Below are 23,589 nucleotides of genomic sequence, written 5' to 3'. Positions count from 1 at the left end.
TCAGGTTAAAAATTGAAAGAGACTCCTGCTGAAAGATTAAGTCGGCTTACCGATAACGGGTCGTTGCGGAATTTAACGGTAGTCGTTTCATTATGATAACGTGGGTATATTTTGTGAATATTGGAGGCTACGTATTGTATATCGGCTTCTATATTCCATTGCCGGGTTATTTTCAAGGTAGCGTTGAGCCCTGCATTAGTGGCAAAGGAAGTTGCAGTTACGCGTCTGCTTTTATCGAATACTTTACTGTAGTTCCTATATGACAATATACCTATACCTGCATCCAAGCGAATGAAAAAGCATTTTGTCCGAAGGCAATAGATCCCTGCCTGGGGAGCAAAATAGTGTGTGTATAGATGATCGCTTCCTTCTTCGTGGCTTCCCTGGGAAGAGAATCCTGAATACAGGAATCCTATTCCGACTATATCTGCCGGACGGTAATAATATTGAGCATCCCAGCTAACCCCTTCTGAAAGGCTACGCTCGTAACTTTTTGAACTGTTGGTTAGTCCGGCAGTTCCTTTCAGCATATTCCCGTATCCGGTATGGAAGGAGAATGTGTGCTGTTGCTTTGTGGTTTCTTGTGCCGGTAAGGCGATACACCACATTGTTAGAAAAACCAACAACAGGTTTTGTTTTCTTTTAAGCATAATAGATGGTATTATTCGATTCGTTTATATCTTTGTTTAGCTACTTCTCTGCTGCACAGGTTAAAGTGCCACCACTCACTGTTGAGTGCACGAAAACCTGCTTCTCTCATAATGAGTCGGAGTAGTTGCCGGTTTCTTACAGCTTCCTCGCTGATTTTTCTGCTTTTTACTAATTCAGCTTCGTGGGTGATATGAGCTTCGACACCCAAATGGTCTACTTCCGTTCCCATAGGAAGAGGAACTCCATTATTATCGAGAATGCTGATGTCTACTGCCAGTCCGTAGTTATGGAGTCCTCCACCGCGGGAAGGATTGGATACATAGATGCTTTTTGAAGTACCTTTCACTACATTCCACATCTTTTTCTGTACGGACATGGGACGGGCAGCATCGTAAACAATCAGGCTGTATCCGGGGTGTTTCTCTTTCAATAACTGTTGGGCACGAAGCAGTGATTTTAAAGCATCCGGATGCAGATAGGCGTCCTTTAAATCTTCGTAGAGTAGTTCTCCTGTAAAGTTTTCCGGGGTTGCATACAGTAACTTTACAGCAATACTACTGTCTGCGCTTTGGATATTTATAAGTCCGAGCGAGTCAAGATAGAGTGCTATACGGCTCTTCTCTATAACGGGCGATTGGGTTTCTTCTGTTGTAGCAATAGTTTCTACAGGAGAAATGACTGTTGTCTTTTCTCCCGTCGGTTTTCTTCCGGTATGACATGCTGTGAGTAGCAGACAGAATGCCAGGAGTCCCCATTTTCTGTATTTCATCGTTGGAGCGTCCATTCCATGAGTTCAATATCCATTTCTGTTTCTGCTTTCATGAGGTAATGATTCCGTTTCCGGCATACACTATTATATATTTCTTCCGCAGCTTTCCGATCTTTCTTCCATAAGAGTGCGAGTGCACATTGCAACCTCTGTTTGCCGGTTGAGGTTTCTCCGAACCGGCTGATATATTGTTGCAAGGAAGTACTGTATAATTCCTCTATTACTTCTGAACGACATTGTCCAATCAATTCCAGAAAAAGTAATTCACACTCGGCTTCCAATACGAAGATAGGAATAATCTCTTCCCGATGTGCAAGTATCTCTTGCAATAGTTTTTCAGCCTGTGCAAACTCTTTCTGATCTATAAGCCGGGATACACAAAATCCCTTAACACCGGTCAGCAACGGATTACTGTACTCTGTGTCTTCTCCTGTAAACCATTCGGCAGGCATATCCCTCAACCGGGTACCTTCCTGAAACAAAGCATTTACCTTAAGCTGGAGTATTAAGGCATGGCGGCTTTCCAACGACTTTTGCATCAGCCTGAGGTTATAGCCGTCATTGACAATACCACTTCTTTTCATTGGAATTCCGTTGAGTAGTGCGAATAGAATTCCGATAAGGGCGGTAAATAGAAGGAATAGTTTGAAGGGAGTAAAAATAGAAGGAATTGTAGTCAATAATAAGATTGCTACTATTGCCGAGAACAGATTCATTAATACACCTCCCAGATTGTAGAGAATGAACGGGAGTTGTTGCGGACTTACATCCGGTGGGAGAAGCAGACATTGGCCAGCCGTTCCGGGTATCTTAAAGTACTTTATCTTGAATCTTCCTTTTTCTTTGATTAATGTTAGTTTCCCGATACGGAAAGAGATAAATTTGTAACCGGTGGCTAATCCAAAAAGCAAATGTCCTGCTTCATGTAGGATAATTTGCAGGTAACCGGCAATAAAAAGACTTATGAGCGATATAAACATACTACTTAGTAGTGTCTCGATTTTCAGATGTTCGAGAAATGCAGTCAGTGAGGTCCCGGTAAACCAGCTGATTCCCAGTATTACACCGGCAGCACCCATACACATACCAATAATCAGGCTACCTGCGAACTTGAGGACTTTTTTCATAACAGTTTGTTTCTGATTAGTTTTTGTACCTGTTCTTATAAAAAAAAGACTATAAATCATCGATCTATAGTCTTCTTTTAAGTGGGCCATCTTGGGCTTGAACCAAGGACCTCCAGATTATGAGTCTGTTGCTCTAACCAACTGAGCTAAAAGCCCGTGTATCCTTTTATCTTGGATGCGGGGACAAAATTAGTATTTTCTCCCGAAATATGCAAACTTTTTAGAGCAAAATCAAAACAGTTTCTTATATTCTTTCAATGTTTCAGAATTTATAAGTACGCTTGGGGTTTTTCGGGAACCATCCTTTTCTAACCCGGTCTTCTTGTTCAAAGACCTCTTTGATAGTCCAGAACGAAGAAAAAGCAAAAACGCCTAACAGGGAAGAAACGAGAATATTGTCTACACTTAATGAAGCTAATACGCCGGCTATTCCCAATACCAGAAAAATCCACCAACATTTAGTACCCCAATAATATTCGGCTTTTACCACGACCGGGTGAAAGAGTCCGATGATTAAAAAAGTACAGATGCCAATTAGAAGTCCTGCCAGATGATATTCGTTCAAGAACTCCATTGGTTTACTTATCTATGCGAATAGGAATTTCTTTCTTGATACTTTGTTCCAGGGAGATCAGGGTCTCAGTAGCTACAACGCCTGGTATCTCCTGCATCTTATTATTCAACAAGTCCATCAGGTGTTCGTTGTCGCATGCATAGAGTTTAGTCAGCATGGTGTATGGACCGGTAGTGAAGTGACACTCTACAATCTCCGGTATTTTTTGTAACTCGGCTACCACCGATTTGTACATAGAACCCTTTTCAAGCTTAATACCAACGTATGTACAAGTTCTGTATCCAAGTGATTTGGGGTTTACGTGATAACCCGATCCTACAATAACTCCCAGATCTATAAGGCGTTGCACACGCTGATGGATGGCTGCACGTGAGACACCACATTCTGCTGCTACATCTTTAAAAGGTATGCGGGCATTCTGAGAAATGATCTCAAGAATCTGCCTGTCAAGGTTGTCTATTTTTTCCATAATTAATGAGTATATTTTCCAATTGTTATCAAATAGTAAGCAAATATAGAGATTTATTTTAATTTCTCTCTATAAAACAGATAAAAAATAGGAAATAGCAAAAAAGAGGCGCAAATTTCTTTGCACCTCTTTTTATTTATAGGGATAATTTGCTTACTTTTCGATGCTAAGCAATTCAACTTCGAATACCAAAGTTGAGAACGGTTTGATCTGGCCCTGATCTCTTGAGCCATAAGCCAAGTCTTGTGGGATGTAAAGTTCCCATTTAGAACCAACAGGCATCATAGTTAATGCTTCTGTCCAACCTTTGATAACCTGGTTAGCACGGAAAGTAGTTGGCTCGTTACGTTTGTATGAACTATCAAATTCAGTACCGTCAATCAAAGTACCTTTATAGTTTACTTTCACTTTGCAAGTATCAGCAGGAATTTCACCCTTACCTTCAGTGATTACTTTATACTGCAATCCGCTCGGAGTTGTTTTTACACCTTCTTTAGTCTTATTTTCAGCAAGGAATTTTTCACCGGCAGCTTTGTTGTCAGCGTATTTTTCTTCCATAGCTTTTGCTTTGATAGCTTCCATAGCTGTCTGAGTATATGACTGAGCTTTTTCCATAGTCATCAAGCCACCTTTTTCCAGTGTACCTGCGATGAAACCTGCAAGGAAGTTTTCTTTGCTGATAGTTTTTACTGAATCTTCACCAAATAGTTCGTGGTTAATACCCTTCATCATCTGGTTACTGATCTGCTGACCAATCTGAAGACCTGCCATGTAAGCGGCTTCTTTCTTTCCGGTTTTGTTGGCACCTTCGGTTACACCTTTGATGAACTCAGCCATGTAAGCTGTGTCAACATCCATACGTCCTACTAGATAGCCTTTCAGACCTTGAGTCTGAGCCATACCGATTGAATAAGACAGTGAATCGAGTTCTGTTTTTAGATTTGCTTTAGGAGCCTGGGCTGTACATGATGCAAGACCAGTTACGGCAGCGATTGCTGCCAGGATTGTAATCTTTTTCATTTTGCTTTTAAAAAATTATTTGTTTAAAACTTCAAGTAATTCTACTTCGAATACCAGTGTGCTGTGCGGTGGAATCATCTCTCCGGCACCTTGTGCGCCGTAAGCCAGATCTGACGGAATATACAGTTTCCATTTAGAACCTTCCGGCATCAACTGCAATGCTTCTACCCATCCCGGGATCACTTGGTTTACACCGAATACGGCAGGCTGTCCGCGCTTGATAGAGCTGTCAAATAGTGTTCCGTCAAGAAGTGTACCTTCATAGTGACATTTCACCTGATCGGTGGCTTTGGCCAGTTTGCCTTTTCCTTCGGTGATTATTTCGTACTGCAGTCCGCTTGGAAGGGTTACAACACCCGCTTTTTTCTTGTTTTCTTCCAGGAATGCTTTTCCTTGTTCAATGCTGGCAGCACTCATCTTCTGTTCCAGTTCTTCGAAATATTTATTTACTATTTCGCGGGCTTCCTGGTGGCTGATAGCTGTCTGATTACCTTCCAGTACATCTTTAATTGCCTGAGCAAAATCTTCTACCGAGATGCCTTTGGCACCCATACCTAACAAGTTCTGGCCGATTCCAAGGCCGATTGCATAACTAAATTTATCCATATATATTTTTGTTGGAGATTGGAGGAAGAAACTTGAATCTTTCACTCTCAATCAATTGCAAATTAACAATTGGCAAAAATACATGTTTTATTTGAATGATCGGGCTTTTTGGATTTAAAATTTCTTATCACTGTATAAGTTATCTGTTTTTATTCGCTTTATTATTCAATTATTCTGTTTACTTTTGCTATATATCTGAATCAATGTAAAAAAGGAAGCATGAAGAATTTAGTCATTTTGTCAGGTGCGGGGATGAGCGCGGAGAGTGGGATCAGTACATTTCGTGATGCTGGTGGGTTATGGGATAAGTATCCGGTGGAGCAGGTAGCAACTCCGGAGGGGTATGCACGTGATCCGGAACTGGTGATTCATTTTTATAATGAGCGGCGTAAACAACTGTTGGATGTGAAGCCTAATCGCGGGCATGAATTGTTGGCAGAGTTGGAGAAACACTTTAATGTGACTGTAATTACCCAAAATGTTGATAACCTGCACGAACGGGCAGGGAGTACACATGTGATTCATCTACACGGTGAATTGACAAAAGTATGTTCCAGCCGTGATCCGAATAATCCTCATTATATAAAGGAATTGAAACCGGAGGAATATGAAGTACGTATGGGGGATTGTGCCCGAGACGGTTCTCAGCTGCGTCCTTTCATAGTCTGGTTTGGTGAGGCTGTACCAATGATAGAGGCAGCCATTGATATTGTGGAGAAGGCGGATGTATTTGTTATTATCGGAACTTCCATGAATGTCTATCCGGCTGCCGGGTTGTTGAATTATGTGCCACGTACAGCAGAGGTTTATCTGATCGATCCTAAACCGGTGGATACTCATACTTCCCGTTCCATACATATTATTCAAAAAGGAGCTTCGGAAGGCGTTGTCGAACTTAAACACCTTCTTGGCCTATGATTGCAAATATTCGTCAGATAAGTCAGCAATTGCTGAATCCGTGTTTTAATTCTCCCAAAGAGGTTGTGTCATGGATGGGAGCTATCCAGGGACAGGATTATGCTATGGCTAAGTGGGCTGTAGGTATCCGCTTAAAATCACCCACTCTTAGAGCTGTGGAGGACGCCCTTGCACGGGGAGAGATAATACGTACACATGTGATGCGCCCTACTTGGCATTTAGTGGCAGCAGAAGATATACGCTGGATGCTGAAACTGTCTGCACAGCGTATAAAGTCGGCCAATGACTCCTTCGCGAAGGGACATGGAGTAGATATTTCAGAAGCACTTTTTTCTCGTTGTAACCGCTTAATAGAGAAACTGCTGGAAGGAAATAAAAGTCTGACTAAGCAAGAGATAGAAGCCGGACTGGCAAATGAAGGGATGACTGTTGATAATCGATTGATGACACGGTTTATGGCACGTGCTGAGGTGGAAGGTATTGTTTGTAGCGGTGTTGATAAAGGGAAGAAAGCAACGTATGCTTTGCTTGAAGAACGTGTTCCTCCGGTAAAAGAACTGACAAAGGATGAAGCTTTGGCTACATTGGCATTGCGTTATTTTCGTAGTCATTCTCCGGCAAGTCTGACAGATTTTGTATGGTGGTCGGGCTTATCAGTTACCGAAGCAAGAACTGCTATGGGGCTGATTGATTCACAATTGGTGAAGGAACGTTTTGACTCTTATGAATTGTTCGTGCACGAGTCTTATCAGGGAGAGATTAACTCTGCTGATATACTTCACTTTCTGCCATCTTATGATGAATATCTTATTAGTTATAAAGAACGTAAAGCTGTGCTTGCCGAGGAACATCATCCTAAAGCGTTCAATACGTACGGGATATTTTATCCGGTGATCTTGTATAATGGTAAGGTAGTGGGTAACTGGAAAAAAACTGTTGGCAAAAACAAGAAGATTGAAATAGTAACTTCTTTTTTCGAAGGTTGTCCCCGTATTCATAAAGAAATGATAGAACAGGCAGAAAGCAGATTACGGGTATTTTATTCAGAGTCCGACTGAACTGATAAGGAAAACGCTTCCTTCCTCCGGGTAGCTTTTTATTTTTTGGAGATAGCCCGTATGATAAACCAGGCGTGATGTGCTACGGTGCTCATCACTCCATAATGCTGGCACATAATACGAAAACGCTCTTTGAGAGATGCTTTCTGATTCCGGGTAGTCATTCCTTCGTCCAGATAATCAATGACGGTGAGATGGGTATTGTGTAGGGTACGTGCCTTTTTCATAATCCGGATACACCAGTCAAAATCGGCAGAAAAACGATAATTCAGATCATATGGTTCTATAAGGGTATGTTTGGCAAAAAAAGCCTGATGGCATACCAGCATTCCTTGTTTGAAGCTTTTCCAGGTTAATACGTTAGGAGCCGAAAGGCGGCGCATACGTAAAAAATGTCCGTTTTTATCTACAATTGCCGTCTCACCGTACAGTACATCGGGAAGTTCGTTTCCACTGATCGAGTGTACCATTTGTTGCAGTGTATCATCTTCATGAAAACTGTCGCCGGCATTGAGAAAGCAGAGATAATCACCTGTCGCCAATGATATTCCCTTATTCATAGCATCATACAAACCTTTATCCGGTTCACTGACCACTTTATGAATCCGTTCGCGGTATTTGTTTATAATCGTCTGCGTATTATCTTTTGAGGCTCCATCCACAATAATGTACTCTACATGTCGATAGGTTTGTGAAATGACGCTTTGTATCGTGTCTTCCAACACCTGTCCGGCATTGTAAGTTACGGTGATAATTGAGAATTTAGGGGTAGGATGGTTATGCATGCTTTCCCGTGATTTTGTTATAAACTTCGATGTATTTCTTGGCAATGATACTTTCCGAATAGTTAGCTATGGCCTTTCGTGAGGCCTGTTCCGCCAATATAGGGTTTTCCGATTCTGTCAATGCCCAGTAAATTCCGTTGGCAAAGTCCTCAGACGATTTGTATTGTGCCACATAGCCATTATGTAGGTGGTCTATCATCTCCGGGATACCTCCGACATTGAATCCTACACAAGGTACTCCGCATGCCATTGCTTCCATGATAGTATTGGGAAGATTCTCTTCCAGTGAGGGAGTTACAAACAGATTGACAGCATTGTATATATTCACTAATTCATGCTCATTGCTGACGTAATCGAGTGCGTAGACCGGAAAAGGCAACAAATTAGTCAGTTGTTGTGATTGGTTGCCAAATACCACAACTCCGAGTGAGGATTTCAACTCAGGATGTTTCTCTGCCAATAGCTTACATGATTCTATCAGATAGTCGATTCCTTTACGTTTGTCTGTGATTTTGACAGAGCCGAACAGTAACAATTTTCCTTCCTGGGGTAACCGGAAATGTGTACGGGCCTCCTGTTTATTACGGGGTCTGAACAGATTGGTATTGATAGGATTCGGAATGCTTGTTACGGTGTGTCCGGTGAGCAATGCACTGCTTTTGGCTTTCTCTTCAAGCCAATGGCTACAGGTTACAAATGTGATAGGAGCAGCTTTATAAAGTTCTTTTTTCTTTCTGAATATGCGGGCGGACAAGTCTTTTTTATTGCCTCCGCCATAAAGGAAGGGACAATGGTGACATTCATGCTGGTAATTGGTACATTCGCGTGCATGGTGACAAATACCGGTAGAAGGCCACATATCATGCATAGTCCATACAATAGGTTTCCCCGATTCCAGTATTTTGCTGAGATTTTTGAGTGAGAGCATTCCCTGATTGATCCAATGCAGGTGGATAATGTCTGCTTGCCGGAATTCCGGGAGGGAGGTAACATCTGTACCTGTATTGGCTATGTCCACTGCAAAAAGATTGTTTTTCTTGAAATGGTTTGCTTTCCAAATGACAATGCGTTCCCAAACGAATTTCCATAAAGTCAGCCAGCTACGGTCGAGTCCGACAACACTTATCTGGTCGGTTTGTTTGTCACGTACCAGCATTTTGGCTTTGATTCCATTGTTTTTCAGTGCTTCCATCAGACGGCTGGCAGCTACGGCCGCACCACCTATTCGTTCGGATGTATTTATGATCAGTACTCTCATGCGCCAGAATGTTTTGGCAAAAATAGCGGTTTTCTGTGAGAATCCGTACAAAGTCATGGATTATTTGTACTTTTGCAGCACTATATATAAATAGGTTTAACATATGAAAAAGGTTCTGTTTTTGGGCTTGGGATATATTGGTCTTCCTACGGCGGCAGTTGCTGCAACTCATGGTTATCAGGTGATTGGAGTAGATGTGAATCCAGTGGTAGTGGACACTATCAATCAAGGGAAAATACATATTGTAGAGCCGGATTTGGATAAGATAGTAAAGGAAGCTGTTCAAAAAGGAAATCTTCGGGCTGTGTCGAAACCCGAAACAGCGGATGCTTTCTTTGTAGTGGTACCTACTCCGTTCAAACAGAACCATAGGGCAGACATTATGTATGTGGAATCTGCTACACGTTCGGTAATTCCTTACCTGAAGGCGGGAGATTTATTTGTTATTGAATCTACATCTCCTGTTTTTACCACCGAGCGGATGTCAGAAATTATATATAAAGAACGACCGGAGCTGAAAGGTAAATTGTACATTGCATACTGTCCGGAACGTGTATTACCGGGAAATACACTTTATGAACTGGTTCATAATGACCGTGTGATTGGTGGTATCAATCCGGAATCTACGGAGAAAGCGATTGAGTTTTATTCTGCTTTTGTAAAAGGTACTTTGCACCGTACCAATGCCCGTACGGCTGAAATGTGTAAACTTACTGAAAATTCGTCACGTGATTCTCAAATTGCTTTTGCCAATGAACTTTCGATGATTTGTGATAAGGCAGGAGTAAATGTATGGGAGTTGATAGAGTTGGCCAATAAACATCCGCGTGTTAACATTCTCCAACCGGGATGTGGTGTAGGAGGGCATTGTATTGCTGTAGACCCTTGGTTTATTGTCTCTGATTATCCGGAACAGGCACAGCTTATCAAGCGTGCCCGTGAGACGAACGATTATAAAGCCGACTGGTGTGCTAACAAAGTGATGGAAACTTGCCAGCGGTTTGTAGAGAAGAATGACCGGGAGCCGGTTGTTGCCTGTATGGGATTGGCCTTCAAACCCAATATTGATGATTTGCGGGAGTCTCCTGCCAAATATATTGCTTCCCGTATTATTTCAGAGTCAAGAGCGGATGTACTGATTGTGGAACCGAATATATGTTCACATCCTAGTTTTCATTTGACGGATTATAAAGAGGCTTATGCGAAGGCAGATATCGTAGTCTGGCTGGTCCGTCATACCCCTTTTGTAGAGATGGTGCGTGAGGAAGGCAAACTGGAACTGGATTTTTGCGGAGTGAGAAAGTAATGAAGAAGATATTACTGGTATTCGGAACACGACCGGAAGCCATCAAGATGGCTCCTTTGGTAAAAGCTTTGCAACGAGATACAGAACACTTTGAAACGAAGGTTTGTGTCACGGCACAGCATCGTCAGATGCTGGATCAGGTATTGGAAGTATTTGGTATCGTACCTGAGTATGATCTGAATATCATGGCCCCCGGGCAGGATTTATATGATATAACCTCCAAGGTATTGTTAGGTTTACGTGATGTATTCAAAGAGTTTGCTCCCGATGTGGTACTTGTACACGGTGATACAACCACCTCAATGGCTGCCGGCCTGGCTGCTTTTTATCAGCAGATCAAGGTAGGGCATGTAGAAGCCGGTTTACGTACTTATGATATGCTTTCTCCCTGGCCCGAAGAGATGAATCGTCAGGTAACCGATCGTCTCTGTCATTACTATTTTGCTCCTACCCATCAATCTGAAGAGAACCTGCTTCGTGAGAATATTGATGGTAATCGTATTTTTGTAACGGGAAATACCGTGATTGATGCCCTGTTGATGGCGGTGGATATTATATCTGCCAGTCCGGAGAAACAGCAGGAGCTACATGAGATTCTGAAAGCCAAAGGTTATATCTTGACAGACCGTGAATATATTCTTGTCACCGGACATCGCCGTGAAAACTTTGGCGAAGGCTTTTTGCATATTTGCAAAGCCATTAAAGAGATAGCAGCAGAACATCCTGATATAGATATTGTCTATCCGGTGCATTTGAATCCGAATGTGCAGAAGCCTGTTTACGAGTTGCTTTCGGGTTTGAGTAATGTCTATCTGATTGATCCGTTGGATTATCTGCCATTTATTTATGCCATGCAGCACAGTCTTTTGTTGCTGACGGATAGTGGTGGTGTGCAGGAAGAGGCTCCGTCATTAGGGAAACCTGTTCTTGTGATGCGCGATACAACGGAACGTCCGGAAGCTGTAGCTGCCGGGACGGTAAAGCTTGTTGGTACGGATTACAATGCAATTGTCAGCAATGTAAATACATTATTGCGTGATAAAGCACTTTATCAGAAGATGTCCGAGACACACAATCCTTATGGAGACGGACATGCCTGCGAACGTATCATAGCAGCTTTGCGATAGAGTATACATCTCGGAAGTCTACCTCATGAATGCTTTGAAAGCGTCCAGATATCGTTGACTGACTGTATCGATATTGATCTCTTCAAGAATAATTCTTTGCGACTCTTTTCGCATCTTCTCACAAAGTTCGGGAGATGAGAAAAGAGTTGTAATTTTTTCGGCCAGGCTGTTGGCATCCCCTGCTTTAAAGAAAAAGCCGTTCTTCCCATCGGTTACCAGATCCCGTTCGGTACTGTCACATACAGAGCAGATGACCGGCATACCATAAGTCATAGCATCGTTGATAGAAAGCCCTCCCATACCAGCAAGTACATATACAGCAGATTCATTCATATAAGCTCCCAGCACTTCTGGTTTATAAACACTACCTGCAAAACGGATGTAGCTGCTCAGGTTCAGTTGCTCTGCCTGTTGCTTTAGGTTTTCCAGCTCCGGTCCGTCACCCACTATCACCAATTCTGTGTCCGGGAACTGTGCTATTACTTTGGGTAAAGCTTCTATCAGCAGGTCCACCCGTTTCCATTTCACCAGCCGTCCGATGTGGAGAATACGTCTTGGATTGGGAGGAAGGATAGAAGGGGCTGTCTGTACGTTTTCCTTTTCACGAAGCAACGCTTCTGTGTCGGTAGAATTATAAGTAACATGTATTTTTTCTTTTTCTACTCCATAGGAAGGGAGGATGTCGTATGCAGCCGTTGAATAATTAAGCGTTCCCGTCACTTTTGAATAACAATATTTGCGGATATGTGCTGTAAGCCATTGTTTGATGTAAAATGACATTCCGGTACTCTGCAACCGCATGTTTTCGTCATACATAGGCTGAGCCTTGAAAAACGCTCTTATCTTTCCATAGGGTGGAGTCTGGAATGGTATCTCACGGATGACGATTTTTGTTCCACAGCTCTTTACCGCTTTTCTTAGTTCCGGCTGAAAGAACAGTTGCAGGAAGTAAGGCCATCCCATTACAAGAATATCCGGTTGTTCCTTCCGGATAATTTCCGGCAGTTGGGGATAAGCTGTTTTCCCGTAAAACATCTTTTTTTCCGGGCTGGTAAGACGCTTATAAGAGCCACTCTCTACCATTTTTACTCCTTTGCCGATGCTGGCATTTCCTTTTTGTGGAGTAACAACTACGATATCAACACCTTTCGCCTGTAGCTTATTGAGCATGGCATTCAGGTAATGGGGCATTCCGCCAAAGGTATAGAGTACTTTCATAAATGTAAATAATTAGCTTTTCTTTGACAACTTTGTTTTCGGAACCGGTTCACTTTGGAACTCTGTTTCAACAACCGGCAGGAGATAGCCAGGTAGGACAGTGCATCTTTGGGTTTTCCTTGTACGAGCATTTGCAATGCTTTTTGGATGCCTGCCAATATGCCGTATCCGAAGGCTTGTACAGACGAGTAGTTGATGTTGGCATATTCAGTAAGCAGGTATATTTGTTCCGAACGCATCCATACTTCGTGGCTGACTTTCCGGTTTTCCCGGTCATGACAACCGAATACTATGGGAGAGTATCCTACGAAATATCCGTGGTGTTTGAGGCGGTTGACGTAATCTTTGTCTTCTCCGTAGTGATAAAAAAGAGGTGAGAATCCTCCCACTGTATGGAGTACGGCAACGGGGATCATCCAGAAAGCGGCGTTGATGAAACTTGTTTGCACTATGGGAACTTCCTTGTTCAGATCACTCAGTTGCCGGATACCGGTGTAAGCACTGAATCCTTGTTCGGGCTTATCTCCATTACCGGTCAGATGTACCGGAGAGAGGATACCATAAGCCGGATATTCCTGGCAAAGGTCTGCAAGTGTACCAATGGTTTGTGGGTCTATCCATGCATCCTGATTGAGTAGAAATACAGCATCATATCCTTCGCTGATGGCTATTTCCATTCCAATATTGTTGGCACGTCCAAAGCCGAGGTTCTCTTTGTTTTTGATGAGGCGTACTTCGGGATAACGCTGTTCAATGAGTTGGATAGTAGAATCAGACGAGCAGTTATCTATCACTACTGTGTCAACCGGATGTACCGATTCACGCAGGCTGCCAAGACAGCGATCTATCCAGCGCTCAAAGTTGTAACTCACAATGATAACAAGTATTCTCATGGCTTTTTCTTTAATAGTTCACACGCAGAGTTAATCATGAAACGCTCTGTCATTAAAGCATTTATTCTTGTATGCATAGAAGCAGGGATAGAAGAATGCTCTCAGGTGATTGATCTTTTTTCTCGCTGCAATTTTGTCTTTATGTATCGTGCAGAACAGGCATAGTTTCAGGAAAGAAAAGAAACTCTTCCCCAACATAGCGTCCACAATGCGGTGTGCAGTATTTAGTTCTTTCTGTCCATTGCTTTCTCTATAGATATGGCGGTAGAATTTCTGCCAACTCTCTTTTTTTCTTAATGCCCGGTACGATTGATAACCTTTCAGATAGGGAAGGTAAGGTTTCGCTTTTTTATAGTTTTTCTGGTAAAAAAGGCTCATGGCTGATTCCTGATGTACCCGGTGGTTGGTCAGTATCTTATTACACCGGGCTACTCCTCCATAGAGCTGGGCATTGACAGCCAGCCACCAGTCATAGAGCACATTGTCGTCCCAGAAAGGAATCTGCTCTATCATACTGCGACGTAGCAGCATGCTATGTCCCGGTACGCAGTTGGAGAACAGCAGTCGTTCCAGGCTTTCGTTATTGTTGAGGCGGCGCTCTATATCATCTATAGAGTGATCTTGTGGTGTAGCGGAAAAAGAAAAACACATAGCTTTGTCTCCGATACAAGCCATCATCTCTTTAAGTTTGTCGGGATGCCAGACATCGTCCTGATCGGAGATAGAGATGAAATCACCTGTTGCGCTACAGAGTGCAGTATGGAAATTAGCATTGAATCCCAGGTTCTTCTCATTGATATGCAATCGGATAAAAGGATAGCGGGCTTGATACTCCTTTATGATTTCTGTTGTCCGGTCTGTGCTCTGGTCATCCTGAATCAGCAACTCGTGGATAGGATAGGACTGTTGTACAATAGAGTCCAGTTGTTCGCGCAGAAATTTCTCTCCGTTATAAGTGCACATTACAACGGATACAAGAGAGAAAGAGGGACTGGTAGGAGAGGCTGTCATGTTCTTTTCTTTTTGTTTAAAATCCGGTTGATGGAGTATAAATCTTTTCCCGTACACCGGGAGAAGAAACTGAGTAGCAGAGAGGTGTATAATTTCCTTTGCAAAGGGTAAAGGCGAAAAGCGATGAAGAATTCTCTGCACATCAACAGGTAATTACCTGCATAGATAGCACCTACCATTCTTCGCTTGTGCCATGATGAAACGAAACGGCGTACACCTTTGCGGTGTGATGCCTCTTTAAACAGTCTGTCGAACGCTTCGTCCAACGGATTATTCATGAGTACTGGACGGATGTTTTTGCCTTCGTATATCAGATAGTAGATTGAAGTCGGTAGTTTGGAATAGGCAATGTCACAAACGGCATGGAGTCTGGCAAGCGTGATAACATCTTCGCCCGATGGAATGCCCACAGGGAATCCGCCTATTTTTTGTATTTCTCTTTTACGGACTGCATATGAACTCATATGGATAGGGAAGTCGGTTCCCGAAGCCATTTCGTAATAGTTGTCTATGATTCCTTCTTCTCCGCTGAAGGTGAATGGTACGGGTAGAATCGGAGTGGCGGGAGAGGTGTTTTCCCGGGTATAATAATAGGAAGTACCGAATACACCGCATTCCGGAAATTTTCTTATCAGTCCTGCTATTACTTCCAGATGATTTTCTTTCCATTCGTCATCGGCATCCAGAAATGCAATATACTCAAAACGTGCTTCTTCAATCCCCCGGTTTCTTGCAGCAGATACACCTCCGTTCTTTTGGTGGATGAGGCGGATGAGTGGATTGTTCATTCGTTCGATGACAGAAACACTCCCGTCGGTAGAACCATCGTTGACAATAACTATCTCAAACTGCTGAAACGTTTGGGAGAGAACCGAATAGACTGCTCTTTCTATGTATCGTTCTTTATTATATAAAGGTATAACTACGCTTATCATCTTTCCTTCTCCCTACTTCTTCTTTTTCAAAAACTGTATGCTTTCTTTGAACACAACAGAATTGCTTCCCCACATCAGCAAGGTATACAGTATAGCGGCTACCACTACCTTAGCGGTGAACAGCAGATATATGTTGCCGATACTGCGCGTTGCATAATAGGTGATAACCATTGTGATTCCTGCCAGGGCGGCAAAGGGGATAACGTCTTTCAGTGCATTCCAGAGACTGAGGCGGATTTGTTGCCATACAAAATAGTGCCATACCAGCATCCAGACAATATTGACAGTCACAAAGGCAACGATCATGGTATGTATGCCGTAAGGATAAGCCAGTAAAATGACTATAACCTGAAGAATCCCCAAGGCAATTGTATTCCACATATAAATGTCGGACTTTCCTTTACTGATGATAAGATTGGAGTAGAGAGACAATATCGGCAGGAAGGCTCCCCAGATACACAATAATTGCAGGATAGGCACACTGTCCAGCCATTTATCAGTTACCGAAATGACAATAAGTTCATGAGCGATAAGTGCCAGTCCGAACATAGCCGGGAAAGAGATAAAGGCAGTGAAGCGCAACATTTTCCGAAATACATTTCGTTGGCGTCCCGCGTCATTGGCTACCTCAGTAAGCACAGGCTGTGCTACTCCGCTAACCATACCTGTGATGAGCGAGTGCCCCATTGTGTTCCATTTGTTGGCTTGCGTGTAATAGCCCACTTCTGCTTCTGAGAAGAATTTACCTAACAGAACTGAGAATATATTATTATTGATTTGCGTGAAGATATTCGTAACCAGTATCTTGCTGCTGAATCCGAACATACTTTTCAATGGTCTGAAATCTATATTGAGTGTGGGACGCCAGGGAGAAAAGTGCCAGAAGCAGATGGTTACCACCAGAATATAAACCACACTTTGTGTAGCTATTCCCCAGTATGTCATTCCATTGAACGCCATAATTACGCCTATAATCCCGGAGAGGGTTAAAGCTATAATTTGTGACATTGCCTTTTGCTTTACCATCAGATTCTTGAATAAGACGGCATTGTGTGCGGTAGCAGAACTTGAGATCAGAAATCCGATGAACAGATAGCGTGCCAGTGGAACAAGTTCCGGCTTGTCGTAGAAATCGGCAATCAGCGGAGCACTTAAGAAAAGTAAAATGTACATGGTTATCCCTGTCAGGGTACTAAACCAAAATACTGCGTTGTAATCCTTATGGGTTACTTCCCGTTTGTTGGTCAGCGCATTGGTGAAACCACTTTCCTGCAAGGTACCGGCTACGGCTATAAAAATGGTAAGCATTCCTACCATACCATAGTCATCGGCATTGAGCAACCGGGCCAGAAATATCCCAAAGAACAGATTCAACAATTGCTGTATGCCATTGCTGAATCCGCCCCAGAATAATCCTTTAGCTGTCTTTTCTTTAAGTGATTCGCTCATGAATTATTTGGAATTATGAGAGCTATTTCACCTCACTGCCCGGCTTCACTTCGCGGCCCGGCATTACTACAGCCAGACTACCGTCATTATTTTCGGCAGAGAGAATCATACCTTCGCTAACGATACCTTTCAGCTTGCGTGGAGCAAGGTTGGCAATGAAGCAAACTTGTTTGCCAACAAGCTCTTCCGGTTTGTAGTGCTGGGCAATGCCACTGACAATAGTACGTGTTTCCAGTCCGTCGTCTATTTTGAATTGCAGTAACTTGTCTGCCTTGGGCACCTTCTGGCATTCAAGAACAGTACCTACGCGAATATCCAGTTTCATAAAATCGTCGAACTCGATGTTTTCGCGGATCGGTTTGGCTTTATAGTTGGCTTCTTCGTTGGCTTTCTTGGTGTCGAGCAGTCTCTGTACCTGAGCTTCAATGACGCTGTCTTCAATCTTCTCAAACAGCAATTCCGGTTTATTGAGTTGGTGTCCGGCGGCGAGGAGGTCGTCACGTCCCAGTTCTGACCAGTCGAAACTGTTCATGTTCAGCATCTGGCGAAGGCGTTCGGAACTGAAAGGCAGGAACGGTTCAAAAGCAATAGCCAGGTTGGCTACCAGTTGCAGAGATATATTGAGTATCGTTGCTACACGTTCCATGTCTGTTTTAGCCAGCTTCCACGGTTCGGTGTCTGCCAGATATTTGTTTCCGATACGTGCCAGGTTCATAGCCTCTTTCTGCGCATCACGGAATTTGAATACGTTGAGCAGCTTTTCTACTTCGGCCTTTACGTCGGCGAATTCTTTCAGCGTTTCTTTATCGTAATCGGTCAAATTGCCCTGTGCGGGAACGCATCCATCAAAGTATTTCTGAGTGAGCACCATTGCGCGGTTTACGAAATTACCATAAACAGCTACCAACTCATTGTTATTACGTGCCTGAAAATCTTTCCAGGTGAAGTCATTATCTTTGGTTTCCGGTGCATTGGCGGTCAGCACATAGCGCAGTACGTCTTGCTTGCCCGGGAAGTCTTCCAGATATTCGTGCAACCATACTGCCCAGTTGCGTGAAGTTGAAATTTTATCACCTTCCAGGTTCAGGAACTCATTGCTCGGTACATTATCCGGTAGGATATAGCTACCTTCGGCTTTCAGCATGGCCGGGAATACGATACAATGGAATACGATATTATCTTTTCCGATAAAGTGGATCAGGCGTGTTTCCGGATCTTTCCACCAGGTTTCCCAAGAGTCCGGAAGCAGCTCTTTTGTATTGGAAATATAGCCGATGGGGGCATCGAACCACACGTAGAGCACCTTTCCTTCGGCTCCTTCTACCGGAACGGGAATTCCCCAGTCCAGGTCACGGCTCACTGCACGAGGCTGCAAGCCCATGTCGAGCCAGCTTTTACATTGGCCGTATACATTGGGGCGCCATTCTTTGTGATCTTCCAAAATCCATTGACGCAGCCATGCTTCGTGTTTGTCCAGTGGGAGATACCAGTGTTTGGTTTCTTTCATCACCGGTTTGCTGCCACTGATAGCACTCTTGGGGTTGATAAGATCTGTTGGAGAAAGAGAAGTACCACACTTCTCGCATTGATCGCCATAAGCACCTTCGGAGTGACAGTGAGGACATTCGCCTGTGATATAACGGTCGGCAAGAAACTGATGTGCCTCCTCGTCGTAGTATTGTTCGGATGTTTTTTCAATGAACTCCCCTTTGTTATATAATTCTTTGAAGAAGTCTGAGGCCAACTCATGATGTGTTTTCGATGACGTGCGGCTATATACATCAAATGAGATACCGAACTCCTCGAAGGATTTCTTAATAAGGAAATGATAACGGTCTACCACATCCTGCGGAGTGATTCCTTCTTTCTTGGCACGAATCGTGATGGGCACACCGTGTTCGTCTGACCCGCCAATAAAAAGTACATCTTCTTTTTTCAGTCTCAGGTAGCGGACATAGATGTCTGCTGGTACGTATACGCCGGCCAGGTGCCCGATGTGAACGGGACCGTTGGCATAAGGCAAAGCCGAAGTCACTGTGGTTCTTTTGAAGTTCTTTTCCATATTGTTATAGTGTCTTTTTGTTATAATCGGTTCAGTGAGTGTGCAAAGATAGTGACTTTTCTGCTCAATCTGCATAAAATCCTCTTTCAACTTTATTTCATAACACTGTAGGGGAGTGAAATAGATTTTCTGCCTGAACTTACATCTATTTAAGTATATGCTTTAAGCGTTACTTAATGTACCTTTTAAGTAAATAACCAGATACGTTTAAAGCAAACATTATCCATGTTTAAAGAATGGAAAACATCCGGGTGTTTTTTCTTAAAACATCCCCATGTTGTTATAGATAACATCCGGATGTTTTGATCAACAACATCCGGGTGTTGTTTGTCCTTACTCCGTGTTTGCTATCACTAATATATTGATATACTGTATTCCTATAAGTATATATCTTACCTGTCTTAAAAGGTATAATGAAAAGAATCTCTTTTATGTACTTTTTGTTCTGAAGAAACATTATATTTGTGCATTAATAACCGAATAATATACAGCCGTATGATTACAACTCAGTTGCTCCGCCCAGAGAGTATTGTCGTAGTGGGCGCATCAAACAATGTACATAAGCCCGGAGGCGCTATTCTGAAAAATCTTATCAGCGGAGGATACCGTGGTGAACTTCGTGCTATAAATCCCAAAGAAGCAGAAGTGCAGGGAATTCCTTCTTTTGCCGATGCAAAAGATGTACCCGATACCGATCTTGCCATTCTTGCCATTCCGGCCGCCCTGTGTCCGGATGTGGTTGAGACTTTGGCACGTGAAAAACAGACCCGTGCATTTGTTATTCTTTCTGCAGGTTTTGGTGAAGAAACGCATGAAGGTGCCTTGCTTGAGGAGCGAATTCTTGAAACGGTAAATAAATATGGCGCATCGCTTATCGGTCCCAACTGTATCGGAGTGATGAATACCTGGCATCACAGTGTGTTCAGTCAGCCTATACCACAACTCAGTCCGAAGGGAGTGGATTTGATTTCCAGTTCCGGTGCTACGGCGGTATTTATTCTCGAGAGTGCGGTGACGAAAGGGTTGCAGTTCAATTCCGTATGGTCTGTAGGAAATGCCAAACAGATTGGCGTGGAAGATGTACTGGGATATATGGATGAAACATTTGATCCGGAGAAAGATTCCAGAATTAAACTGCTCTATATAGAGAGTATCAGTGATCCCGACCGACTGTTGTTCCATGCTTCATCGCTGATAAAAAAGGGATGTAAAATTGCAGCGATCAAGGCTGGAAGCTCCGAAAGTGGCAGTCGTGCAGCTTCCTCACATACAGGGGCTATTGCAAGTCCCGATTCTGCCGTAGAGGCATTGTTCCGTAAGGCAGGTATCGTGCGTTGCTATTCACGCGAGGAGCTTACTACGGTAGGCTGTGTCTTTACTTTGCCGGAGCTGAGAGGTAAGAACTTTGCTATTATCACCCATGCCGGTGGTCCGGGAGTGATGCTGACCGATGCCCTAAGTAAAGGCGGATTGAATGTCCCTCGGCTGGAAGGTGAGGCGGCAGATGAACTGAAAGCCGGATTATTTCCCGGTGCTGCTGTAGGAAATCCGATTGATATCCTTGCTACCGGTACACCGGAGCACCTCCGTCTCTGTATTGATTATTGTGAAGAGAAGTTTGAAAATATAGATGCCATGATGGCCATTTTCGGTACACCGGGATTAGTGACTATGTTTGAAATGTACGATGTATTGCACGAAAAGATGCAGACTTGCCGTAAGCCTATTTTCCCTATTCTTCCGTCTATTAATACGGCAGGGGCAGAAGTGGCAGCTTTTCTTGCCAAAGGGCATGTGAACTTTGCAGATGAAGTGACACTTGGTACGGCTTTGTCGCGCATTGTAAATGCACCGCGGCCGGCAACGAATGAGATTGAACTTTTTGGTGTGGATGTTCCCCGTATTCGTCGCATCATTGACTCTATTCCGGCAAATGGATATATCGAGCCGCATTATGTGCAGGCATTGCTCCACTCGGCAGGTATTCCGATTGTTGACGAGTTTGTTTCGGGAAATAAAGAAGAGGTGATTGCTTTTGCCCGTCGTTGTGGATTTCCTGTGGTGGCGAAGGTCGTAGGACCTGTGCATAAATCGGACGTAGGTGGTGTAGTGCTGAATATAAAAGGAGAGCAGCATCTGGCGTTAGAGTTCGATAGGATGATGCAGATACCGGAAGCGCATGCTATCATGGTACAGCCTATGCTGAAAGGTACAGAGTTGTTCATTGGTGCCAAATACGAAGAGAAGTTCGGGCATGTGGTGTTGTGTGGATTGGGAGGAATTTTTGTGGAGGTATTGAAAGATGTTTCTTCCGGTCTTGCCCCGTTGTCTTATGAGGAAGCCTATTCTATGATTCACTCGCTCCGGGCTTATAAAATAATTCAGGGTACCCGTGGACAGAAAGGAGTGAATGAAGATAAATTTGCCGAAATAATAGTTCGTCTCTCTACTTTGTTACGGTTTGCGACTGAGATAAAGGAGATGGATATCAATCCACTATTGGCCACAGAAAAAGAGGTGATAGCAGTGGATGCACGTATAAGAATTGAGAAGGGAGAATGATATAGAAGGGAGAGGGGAGAATTGAGAAGGGAGAAGTACTATGCAGCGTGATAGCGTAGCTTACTTCTCCCTTCTCAATTCTCCCCTCTCCCTTCTATTTATAGCTATATGGTGTGGATTTAAATATTACAGATGAAAATATTTTTTCAATTGTCCGGGTCTTTTTTTGCTTTTATATTGTATTGTTCTGAAAATTAGGTGTTTATTCTGCTTGTTTAGTGTCTGATTTGTCCGGGTGCTTTTTTAGGTTTTTATGACATATTTCTTTATTTTTGTACAAAACATTTTTTGTTTGAGACATAGGCTGGCCATGTTTTACTGAGATAATTCTTCCAGGTGTTAACATTTAAATTTTTAGTATGAAAAAGATTATTTATTCATTAGTTGTATTTGCCATTCCTTTATTATCTATGAGTACCCATGCACAAACAGCAATGTCATTAGGCGTTAATGATACAAGGAACATAAGTGAGCCACCTCGTGATTATGGAGAGAGAGAAGTTAAGGCTGATTTGAAATTTTTAACGACTTCAGGTATTAGTACTGCATATGGATTTACTACGAATCTTACGATTTCTCCTGGGTTTAATGGAACCGCAGGTTATATAAGTCAGTTGAGTTTTAACAATAATGGTGTTTTTTATAGAAATGGTGATTATTTCTCCTCTTCTTGGAATGGGTGGAATAAGATATTAATGAGTGATTTATCTGGGAATGTGAATTTGGAGAATTTAAAAGTCAATGGTTCATCTGAATTTGGCAACGAACTGGATAATACATATTCTACATTTATAATTCAAGGACCTAATTCTCCTACCGGTGAAGCAGGGAAGCGAGATATTATTTTTAATTTTAAGTATGCAGGTCAAAGTGGTATAAGAGCATTTAGAGGGGATGAATGGGGGACGTTTTTACAATTAATGACTAGCCAGCCAGGAGATGTTACAGGAACTGCAAGAGTGAGAATGCATATTGATCAATATGGGAAAATAGGTATTGGTACAGTTAACCCATCTAATGAGCTGGATGTTAATGGTACGATACGCGCCAAAGAGATTAAAGTCGTTTCTGACTGGGCTGATTTTGTATTTAAAAAAGGATATAATCTTCCTACTCTAAAAGAAGTAAAACGACATATTGATGAAAATGGGACCTTGCCTGGTGTTCCTTCGGAAAAAGAAGTCAAAGCTAATGGAGTCAATTTGGCAGAGACGGATGTTTTGTTACTTCAGAAGATAGAAGAACTGACTTTATACATAATAGATTTGAAGCAGGAAATAGAGGACTTGAAATCACAAATAAAAAAATGATAATATGAGAAGGCTATTATGAACTATAAAATGTAAAATGATATGAAACGAGTATATTTATCTTTCTTAGTATTGTTGTTTGCCATATTTCAACTTTCTGCCCAAACTTATAAAGTTGTTTATGAATATGATCATGCAGGTAACCGCGTAAGCAGAGTTGTAATTTCTATAAATACACGTGCTAAATCTGTTGATGATGAAATCTCTCCTTTGGAACAAGAATTGATGCAATGTAAAATAAGGGTATTTCCGAATCCAACAAAAGGTTTTTTAAATATGGAAATCTCTTCAGGTGAAGAAAATTGTTGTTATGATTTTACACTTTACTCTTCTTCCGGGCAAAAACTATTAAATGAAAAGCAGATTGGAAATGGGAATGTCTCTTTAGATTTATCCACATACAGTACTGGTATTTATATTCTTATTTTGAAATATGGAGAGGAAGTTGTACAATATAAGATAGTCAAACAATAAAACTCTA

Annotated in this window: 22 protein-coding genes and 1 tRNA gene; 7 read left to right on the top strand and 16 right to left on the bottom strand. The window is 42.6% G+C overall.

All coding sequences use genetic code 11. The features are described from left to right. Positions 1-5: 5 nt before the first annotated feature. From K8P02_RS17650 to K8P02_RS17615, 8 genes are all read right to left on the bottom strand, one after another. On the bottom strand, positions 6-650 hold the full coding sequence (locus tag K8P02_RS17650) for an outer membrane beta-barrel protein (RefSeq protein WP_007482910.1): 645 nt from the start codon (positions 648-650) through the stop codon (positions 6-8). 11 nt (positions 651-661) lie between these two features. Beyond that, positions 662-1,420 carry a M15 family metallopeptidase gene (locus K8P02_RS17645; RefSeq protein ID WP_007482907.1) on the bottom strand — a complete coding sequence of 253 codons (759 nt, stop codon included), beginning with the start codon at positions 1,418-1,420 and terminating at the stop codon, positions 662-664. Next, a complete protein-coding gene (locus tag K8P02_RS17640) occupies positions 1,417-2,547 on the bottom strand; it encodes a M50 family metallopeptidase (RefSeq protein WP_025866866.1) in 1,131 nt (376 codons plus the stop codon). The genes K8P02_RS17645 and K8P02_RS17640 overlap by 4 nt, the downstream gene beginning before the upstream one ends. A gap of 82 nt (positions 2,548-2,629) precedes the next feature. After that, positions 2,630-2,703, bottom strand: a tRNA-Ile gene (locus tag K8P02_RS17635). Positions 2,704-2,809: 106 nt separating this feature from the next. Then, positions 2,810-3,121 carry a DUF4491 family protein gene (locus K8P02_RS17630; protein WP_002558349.1) on the bottom strand — a complete coding sequence of 104 codons (312 nt, stop codon included), beginning with the start codon at positions 3,119-3,121 and terminating at the stop codon, positions 2,810-2,812. 4 nt (positions 3,122-3,125) lie between these two features. Next, complete coding sequence (locus K8P02_RS17625) at positions 3,126-3,590, bottom strand: Lrp/AsnC family transcriptional regulator (RefSeq protein ID WP_002558348.1); 465 nt, start codon at positions 3,588-3,590, stop codon at positions 3,126-3,128. A 153-nt stretch (positions 3,591-3,743) separates the two neighbouring features. After that, positions 3,744-4,610 carry an FKBP-type peptidyl-prolyl cis-trans isomerase gene (locus tag K8P02_RS17620; protein WP_002558347.1) on the bottom strand — a complete coding sequence of 289 codons (867 nt, stop codon included), beginning with the start codon at positions 4,608-4,610 and terminating at the stop codon, positions 3,744-3,746. 15 nt (positions 4,611-4,625) lie between these two features. Beyond that, positions 4,626-5,216, bottom strand: coding sequence for an FKBP-type peptidyl-prolyl cis-trans isomerase (locus K8P02_RS17615; protein WP_002558346.1), 591 nt, complete (start codon positions 5,214-5,216; stop codon positions 4,626-4,628). Positions 5,217-5,435: 219 nt separating this feature from the next. Between K8P02_RS17615 and K8P02_RS17610 the strand changes: the two genes are divergently transcribed. Then, positions 5,436-6,134: an SIR2 family NAD-dependent protein deacylase gene (locus K8P02_RS17610; RefSeq protein ID WP_002558345.1), complete on the top strand. Its 699-nt coding sequence runs from the start codon at positions 5,436-5,438 to the stop codon at positions 6,132-6,134. Beyond that, positions 6,131-7,192 carry a winged helix DNA-binding domain-containing protein gene (locus K8P02_RS17605; protein ID WP_223381598.1) on the top strand — a complete coding sequence of 354 codons (1,062 nt, stop codon included), beginning with the start codon at positions 6,131-6,133 and terminating at the stop codon, positions 7,190-7,192. The genes K8P02_RS17610 and K8P02_RS17605 overlap by 4 nt, the downstream gene beginning before the upstream one ends. Before the next feature lie 38 nt (positions 7,193-7,230). Here K8P02_RS17605 and K8P02_RS17600 read toward each other — a convergent pair whose 3' ends face one another. Both K8P02_RS17600 and K8P02_RS17595 read right to left on the bottom strand, forming a co-directional pair. Continuing rightward, entirely contained in the window at positions 7,231-7,977 is a 747-nt protein-coding gene (locus K8P02_RS17600; RefSeq protein WP_002558343.1) for a glycosyltransferase family 2 protein, read from the bottom strand. Next, the gene (locus K8P02_RS17595) at positions 7,970-9,235 is read right to left on the bottom strand and encodes a glycosyltransferase family 4 protein (RefSeq protein WP_025866867.1); all 1,266 of its coding nucleotides are present in this window, start codon (positions 9,233-9,235) and stop codon (positions 7,970-7,972) included. Before K8P02_RS17595 ends, K8P02_RS17600 begins: the two co-directional genes overlap by 8 nt. Positions 9,236-9,338: 103 nt before the next feature. On the opposite strand from K8P02_RS17595, the gene wecC reads away from it, so the two are divergent. Both wecC and wecB read left to right on the top strand, forming a co-directional pair. Further along, a complete protein-coding gene (gene wecC / locus K8P02_RS17590) occupies positions 9,339-10,541 on the top strand; it encodes a UDP-N-acetyl-D-mannosamine dehydrogenase (protein ID WP_002558341.1) in 1,203 nt (400 codons plus the stop codon). Further along, the gene (gene wecB / locus K8P02_RS17585) at positions 10,541-11,668 is read left to right on the top strand and encodes a non-hydrolyzing UDP-N-acetylglucosamine 2-epimerase (protein WP_025866868.1); all 1,128 of its coding nucleotides are present in this window, start codon (positions 10,541-10,543) and stop codon (positions 11,666-11,668) included. The genes wecC and wecB overlap by 1 nt, the downstream gene beginning before the upstream one ends. Before the next feature lie 18 nt (positions 11,669-11,686). Here the strand turns inward: wecB and K8P02_RS17580 are convergent, their stop codons facing one another. The 6 genes from K8P02_RS17580 to metG are packed head-to-tail and all read right to left on the bottom strand — an operon-like array spanning position 11,687 to position 19,236. After that, positions 11,687-12,886: a glycosyltransferase family 4 protein gene (locus tag K8P02_RS17580; RefSeq protein ID WP_025866869.1), complete on the bottom strand. Its 1,200-nt coding sequence runs from the start codon at positions 12,884-12,886 to the stop codon at positions 11,687-11,689. Next, positions 12,883-13,779 carry a glycosyltransferase family 2 protein gene (locus K8P02_RS17575; RefSeq protein ID WP_195350359.1) on the bottom strand — a complete coding sequence of 299 codons (897 nt, stop codon included), beginning with the start codon at positions 13,777-13,779 and terminating at the stop codon, positions 12,883-12,885. The genes K8P02_RS17580 and K8P02_RS17575 overlap by 4 nt, the downstream gene beginning before the upstream one ends. 30 nt (positions 13,780-13,809) lie before the next feature. Continuing rightward, entirely contained in the window at positions 13,810-14,790 is a 981-nt protein-coding gene (locus K8P02_RS17570; protein WP_025866870.1) for a glycosyltransferase, read from the bottom strand. Further along, on the bottom strand, positions 14,787-15,725 hold the full coding sequence (locus K8P02_RS17565; protein ID WP_025866871.1) for a glycosyltransferase family 2 protein: 939 nt from the start codon (positions 15,723-15,725) through the stop codon (positions 14,787-14,789). The genes K8P02_RS17570 and K8P02_RS17565 overlap by 4 nt, the downstream gene beginning before the upstream one ends. 12 nt (positions 15,726-15,737) lie before the next feature. Continuing rightward, a complete protein-coding gene (locus tag K8P02_RS17560) occupies positions 15,738-17,174 on the bottom strand; it encodes a lipopolysaccharide biosynthesis protein (RefSeq protein WP_025866872.1) in 1,437 nt (478 codons plus the stop codon). Between the two features lie 22 nt (positions 17,175-17,196). Next, the gene (gene metG, locus K8P02_RS17555) at positions 17,197-19,236 is read right to left on the bottom strand and encodes a methionine--tRNA ligase (RefSeq protein WP_025866873.1); all 2,040 of its coding nucleotides are present in this window, start codon (positions 19,234-19,236) and stop codon (positions 17,197-17,199) included. 495 nt (positions 19,237-19,731) lie between these two features. Here metG and K8P02_RS17550 point away from each other — a divergent pair, with 495 nt between their 5' ends. The 3 genes from K8P02_RS17550 (at position 19,732) to K8P02_RS17540 (ending at position 23,582) form a co-directional block, all read left to right on the top strand. Continuing rightward, a complete protein-coding gene (locus tag K8P02_RS17550) occupies positions 19,732-21,798 on the top strand; it encodes an acetate--CoA ligase family protein (RefSeq protein ID WP_025866874.1) in 2,067 nt (688 codons plus the stop codon). 359 nt (positions 21,799-22,157) lie between these two features. After that, positions 22,158-23,108, top strand: a complete 951-nt coding sequence (locus K8P02_RS17545; protein ID WP_052353088.1) for a pyocin knob domain-containing protein — start codon at positions 22,158-22,160, stop codon at positions 23,106-23,108. Positions 23,109-23,150: 42 nt separating this feature from the next. Continuing rightward, positions 23,151-23,582, top strand: a complete 432-nt coding sequence (locus tag K8P02_RS17540; protein ID WP_025866875.1) for a T9SS type A sorting domain-containing protein — start codon at positions 23,151-23,153, stop codon at positions 23,580-23,582. The last annotated feature ends 7 nt before the right edge of the window (positions 23,583-23,589 follow it).

It is taken from the genome of Bacteroides nordii (assembly GCF_019930665.1).
Taxonomy (GTDB): Bacteria; Bacteroidota; Bacteroidia; order Bacteroidales; family Bacteroidaceae; genus Bacteroides; species Bacteroides nordii.
Note: the sequence above shows the minus strand (reverse complement) of the source record. Positions and strands in the feature narration are given on the sequence as shown.

Bases quoted from the DNA above. Each gene is read 5' to 3' on its own strand.
- K8P02_RS17570 (WP_025866870.1), bottom strand. From the start codon at position 14,790: ATGACAGCCTCTCCTACCAGTCCCTCTTTCTCTCTTGTATCCGTTGTA.
- wecB (WP_025866868.1), top strand. From the start codon at position 10,541: ATGAAGAAGATATTACTGGTATTCGGAACACGACCGGAAGCCATCAAG.
- wecC (WP_002558341.1), top strand. From the start codon at position 9,339: ATGAAAAAGGTTCTGTTTTTGGGCTTGGGATATATTGGTCTTCCTACG.
- K8P02_RS17650 (WP_007482910.1), bottom strand. From the start codon at position 650: ATGCTTAAAAGAAAACAAAACCTGTTGTTGGTTTTTCTAACAATGTGG.
- K8P02_RS17640 (WP_025866866.1), bottom strand. From the start codon at position 2,547: ATGAAAAAAGTCCTCAAGTTCGCAGGTAGCCTGATTATTGGTATGTGT.
- K8P02_RS17550 (WP_025866874.1), top strand. From the start codon at position 19,732: ATGATTACAACTCAGTTGCTCCGCCCAGAGAGTATTGTCGTAGTGGGC.
- K8P02_RS17645 (WP_007482907.1), bottom strand. From the start codon at position 1,420: ATGAAATACAGAAAATGGGGACTCCTGGCATTCTGTCTGCTACTCACA.
- K8P02_RS17630 (WP_002558349.1), bottom strand. From the start codon at position 3,121: ATGGAGTTCTTGAACGAATATCATCTGGCAGGACTTCTAATTGGCATC.
- K8P02_RS17625 (WP_002558348.1), bottom strand. From the start codon at position 3,590: ATGGAAAAAATAGACAACCTTGACAGGCAGATTCTTGAGATCATTTCT.
- K8P02_RS17620 (WP_002558347.1), bottom strand. From the start codon at position 4,610: ATGAAAAAGATTACAATCCTGGCAGCAATCGCTGCCGTAACTGGTCTT.
- K8P02_RS17605 (WP_223381598.1), top strand. From the start codon at position 6,131: ATGATTGCAAATATTCGTCAGATAAGTCAGCAATTGCTGAATCCGTGT.
- K8P02_RS17610 (WP_002558345.1), top strand. From the start codon at position 5,436: ATGAAGAATTTAGTCATTTTGTCAGGTGCGGGGATGAGCGCGGAGAGT.
- metG (WP_025866873.1), bottom strand. From the start codon at position 19,236: ATGGAAAAGAACTTCAAAAGAACCACAGTGACTTCGGCTTTGCCTTAT.
- K8P02_RS17615 (WP_002558346.1), bottom strand. From the start codon at position 5,216: ATGGATAAATTTAGTTATGCAATCGGCCTTGGAATCGGCCAGAACTTG.
- K8P02_RS17560 (WP_025866872.1), bottom strand. From the start codon at position 17,174: ATGAGCGAATCACTTAAAGAAAAGACAGCTAAAGGATTATTCTGGGGC.
- K8P02_RS17580 (WP_025866869.1), bottom strand. From the start codon at position 12,886: ATGAAAGTACTCTATACCTTTGGCGGAATGCCCCATTACCTGAATGCC.
- K8P02_RS17595 (WP_025866867.1), bottom strand. From the start codon at position 9,235: ATGAGAGTACTGATCATAAATACATCCGAACGAATAGGTGGTGCGGCC.
- K8P02_RS17540 (WP_025866875.1), top strand. From the start codon at position 23,151: ATGAAACGAGTATATTTATCTTTCTTAGTATTGTTGTTTGCCATATTT.
- K8P02_RS17575 (WP_195350359.1), bottom strand. From the start codon at position 13,779: ATGAGAATACTTGTTATCATTGTGAGTTACAACTTTGAGCGCTGGATA.
- K8P02_RS17545 (WP_052353088.1), top strand. From the start codon at position 22,158: ATGAAAAAGATTATTTATTCATTAGTTGTATTTGCCATTCCTTTATTA.
- K8P02_RS17600 (WP_002558343.1), bottom strand. From the start codon at position 7,977: ATGCATAACCATCCTACCCCTAAATTCTCAATTATCACCGTAACTTAC.
- K8P02_RS17565 (WP_025866871.1), bottom strand. From the start codon at position 15,725: ATGATAAGCGTAGTTATACCTTTATATAATAAAGAACGATACATAGAA.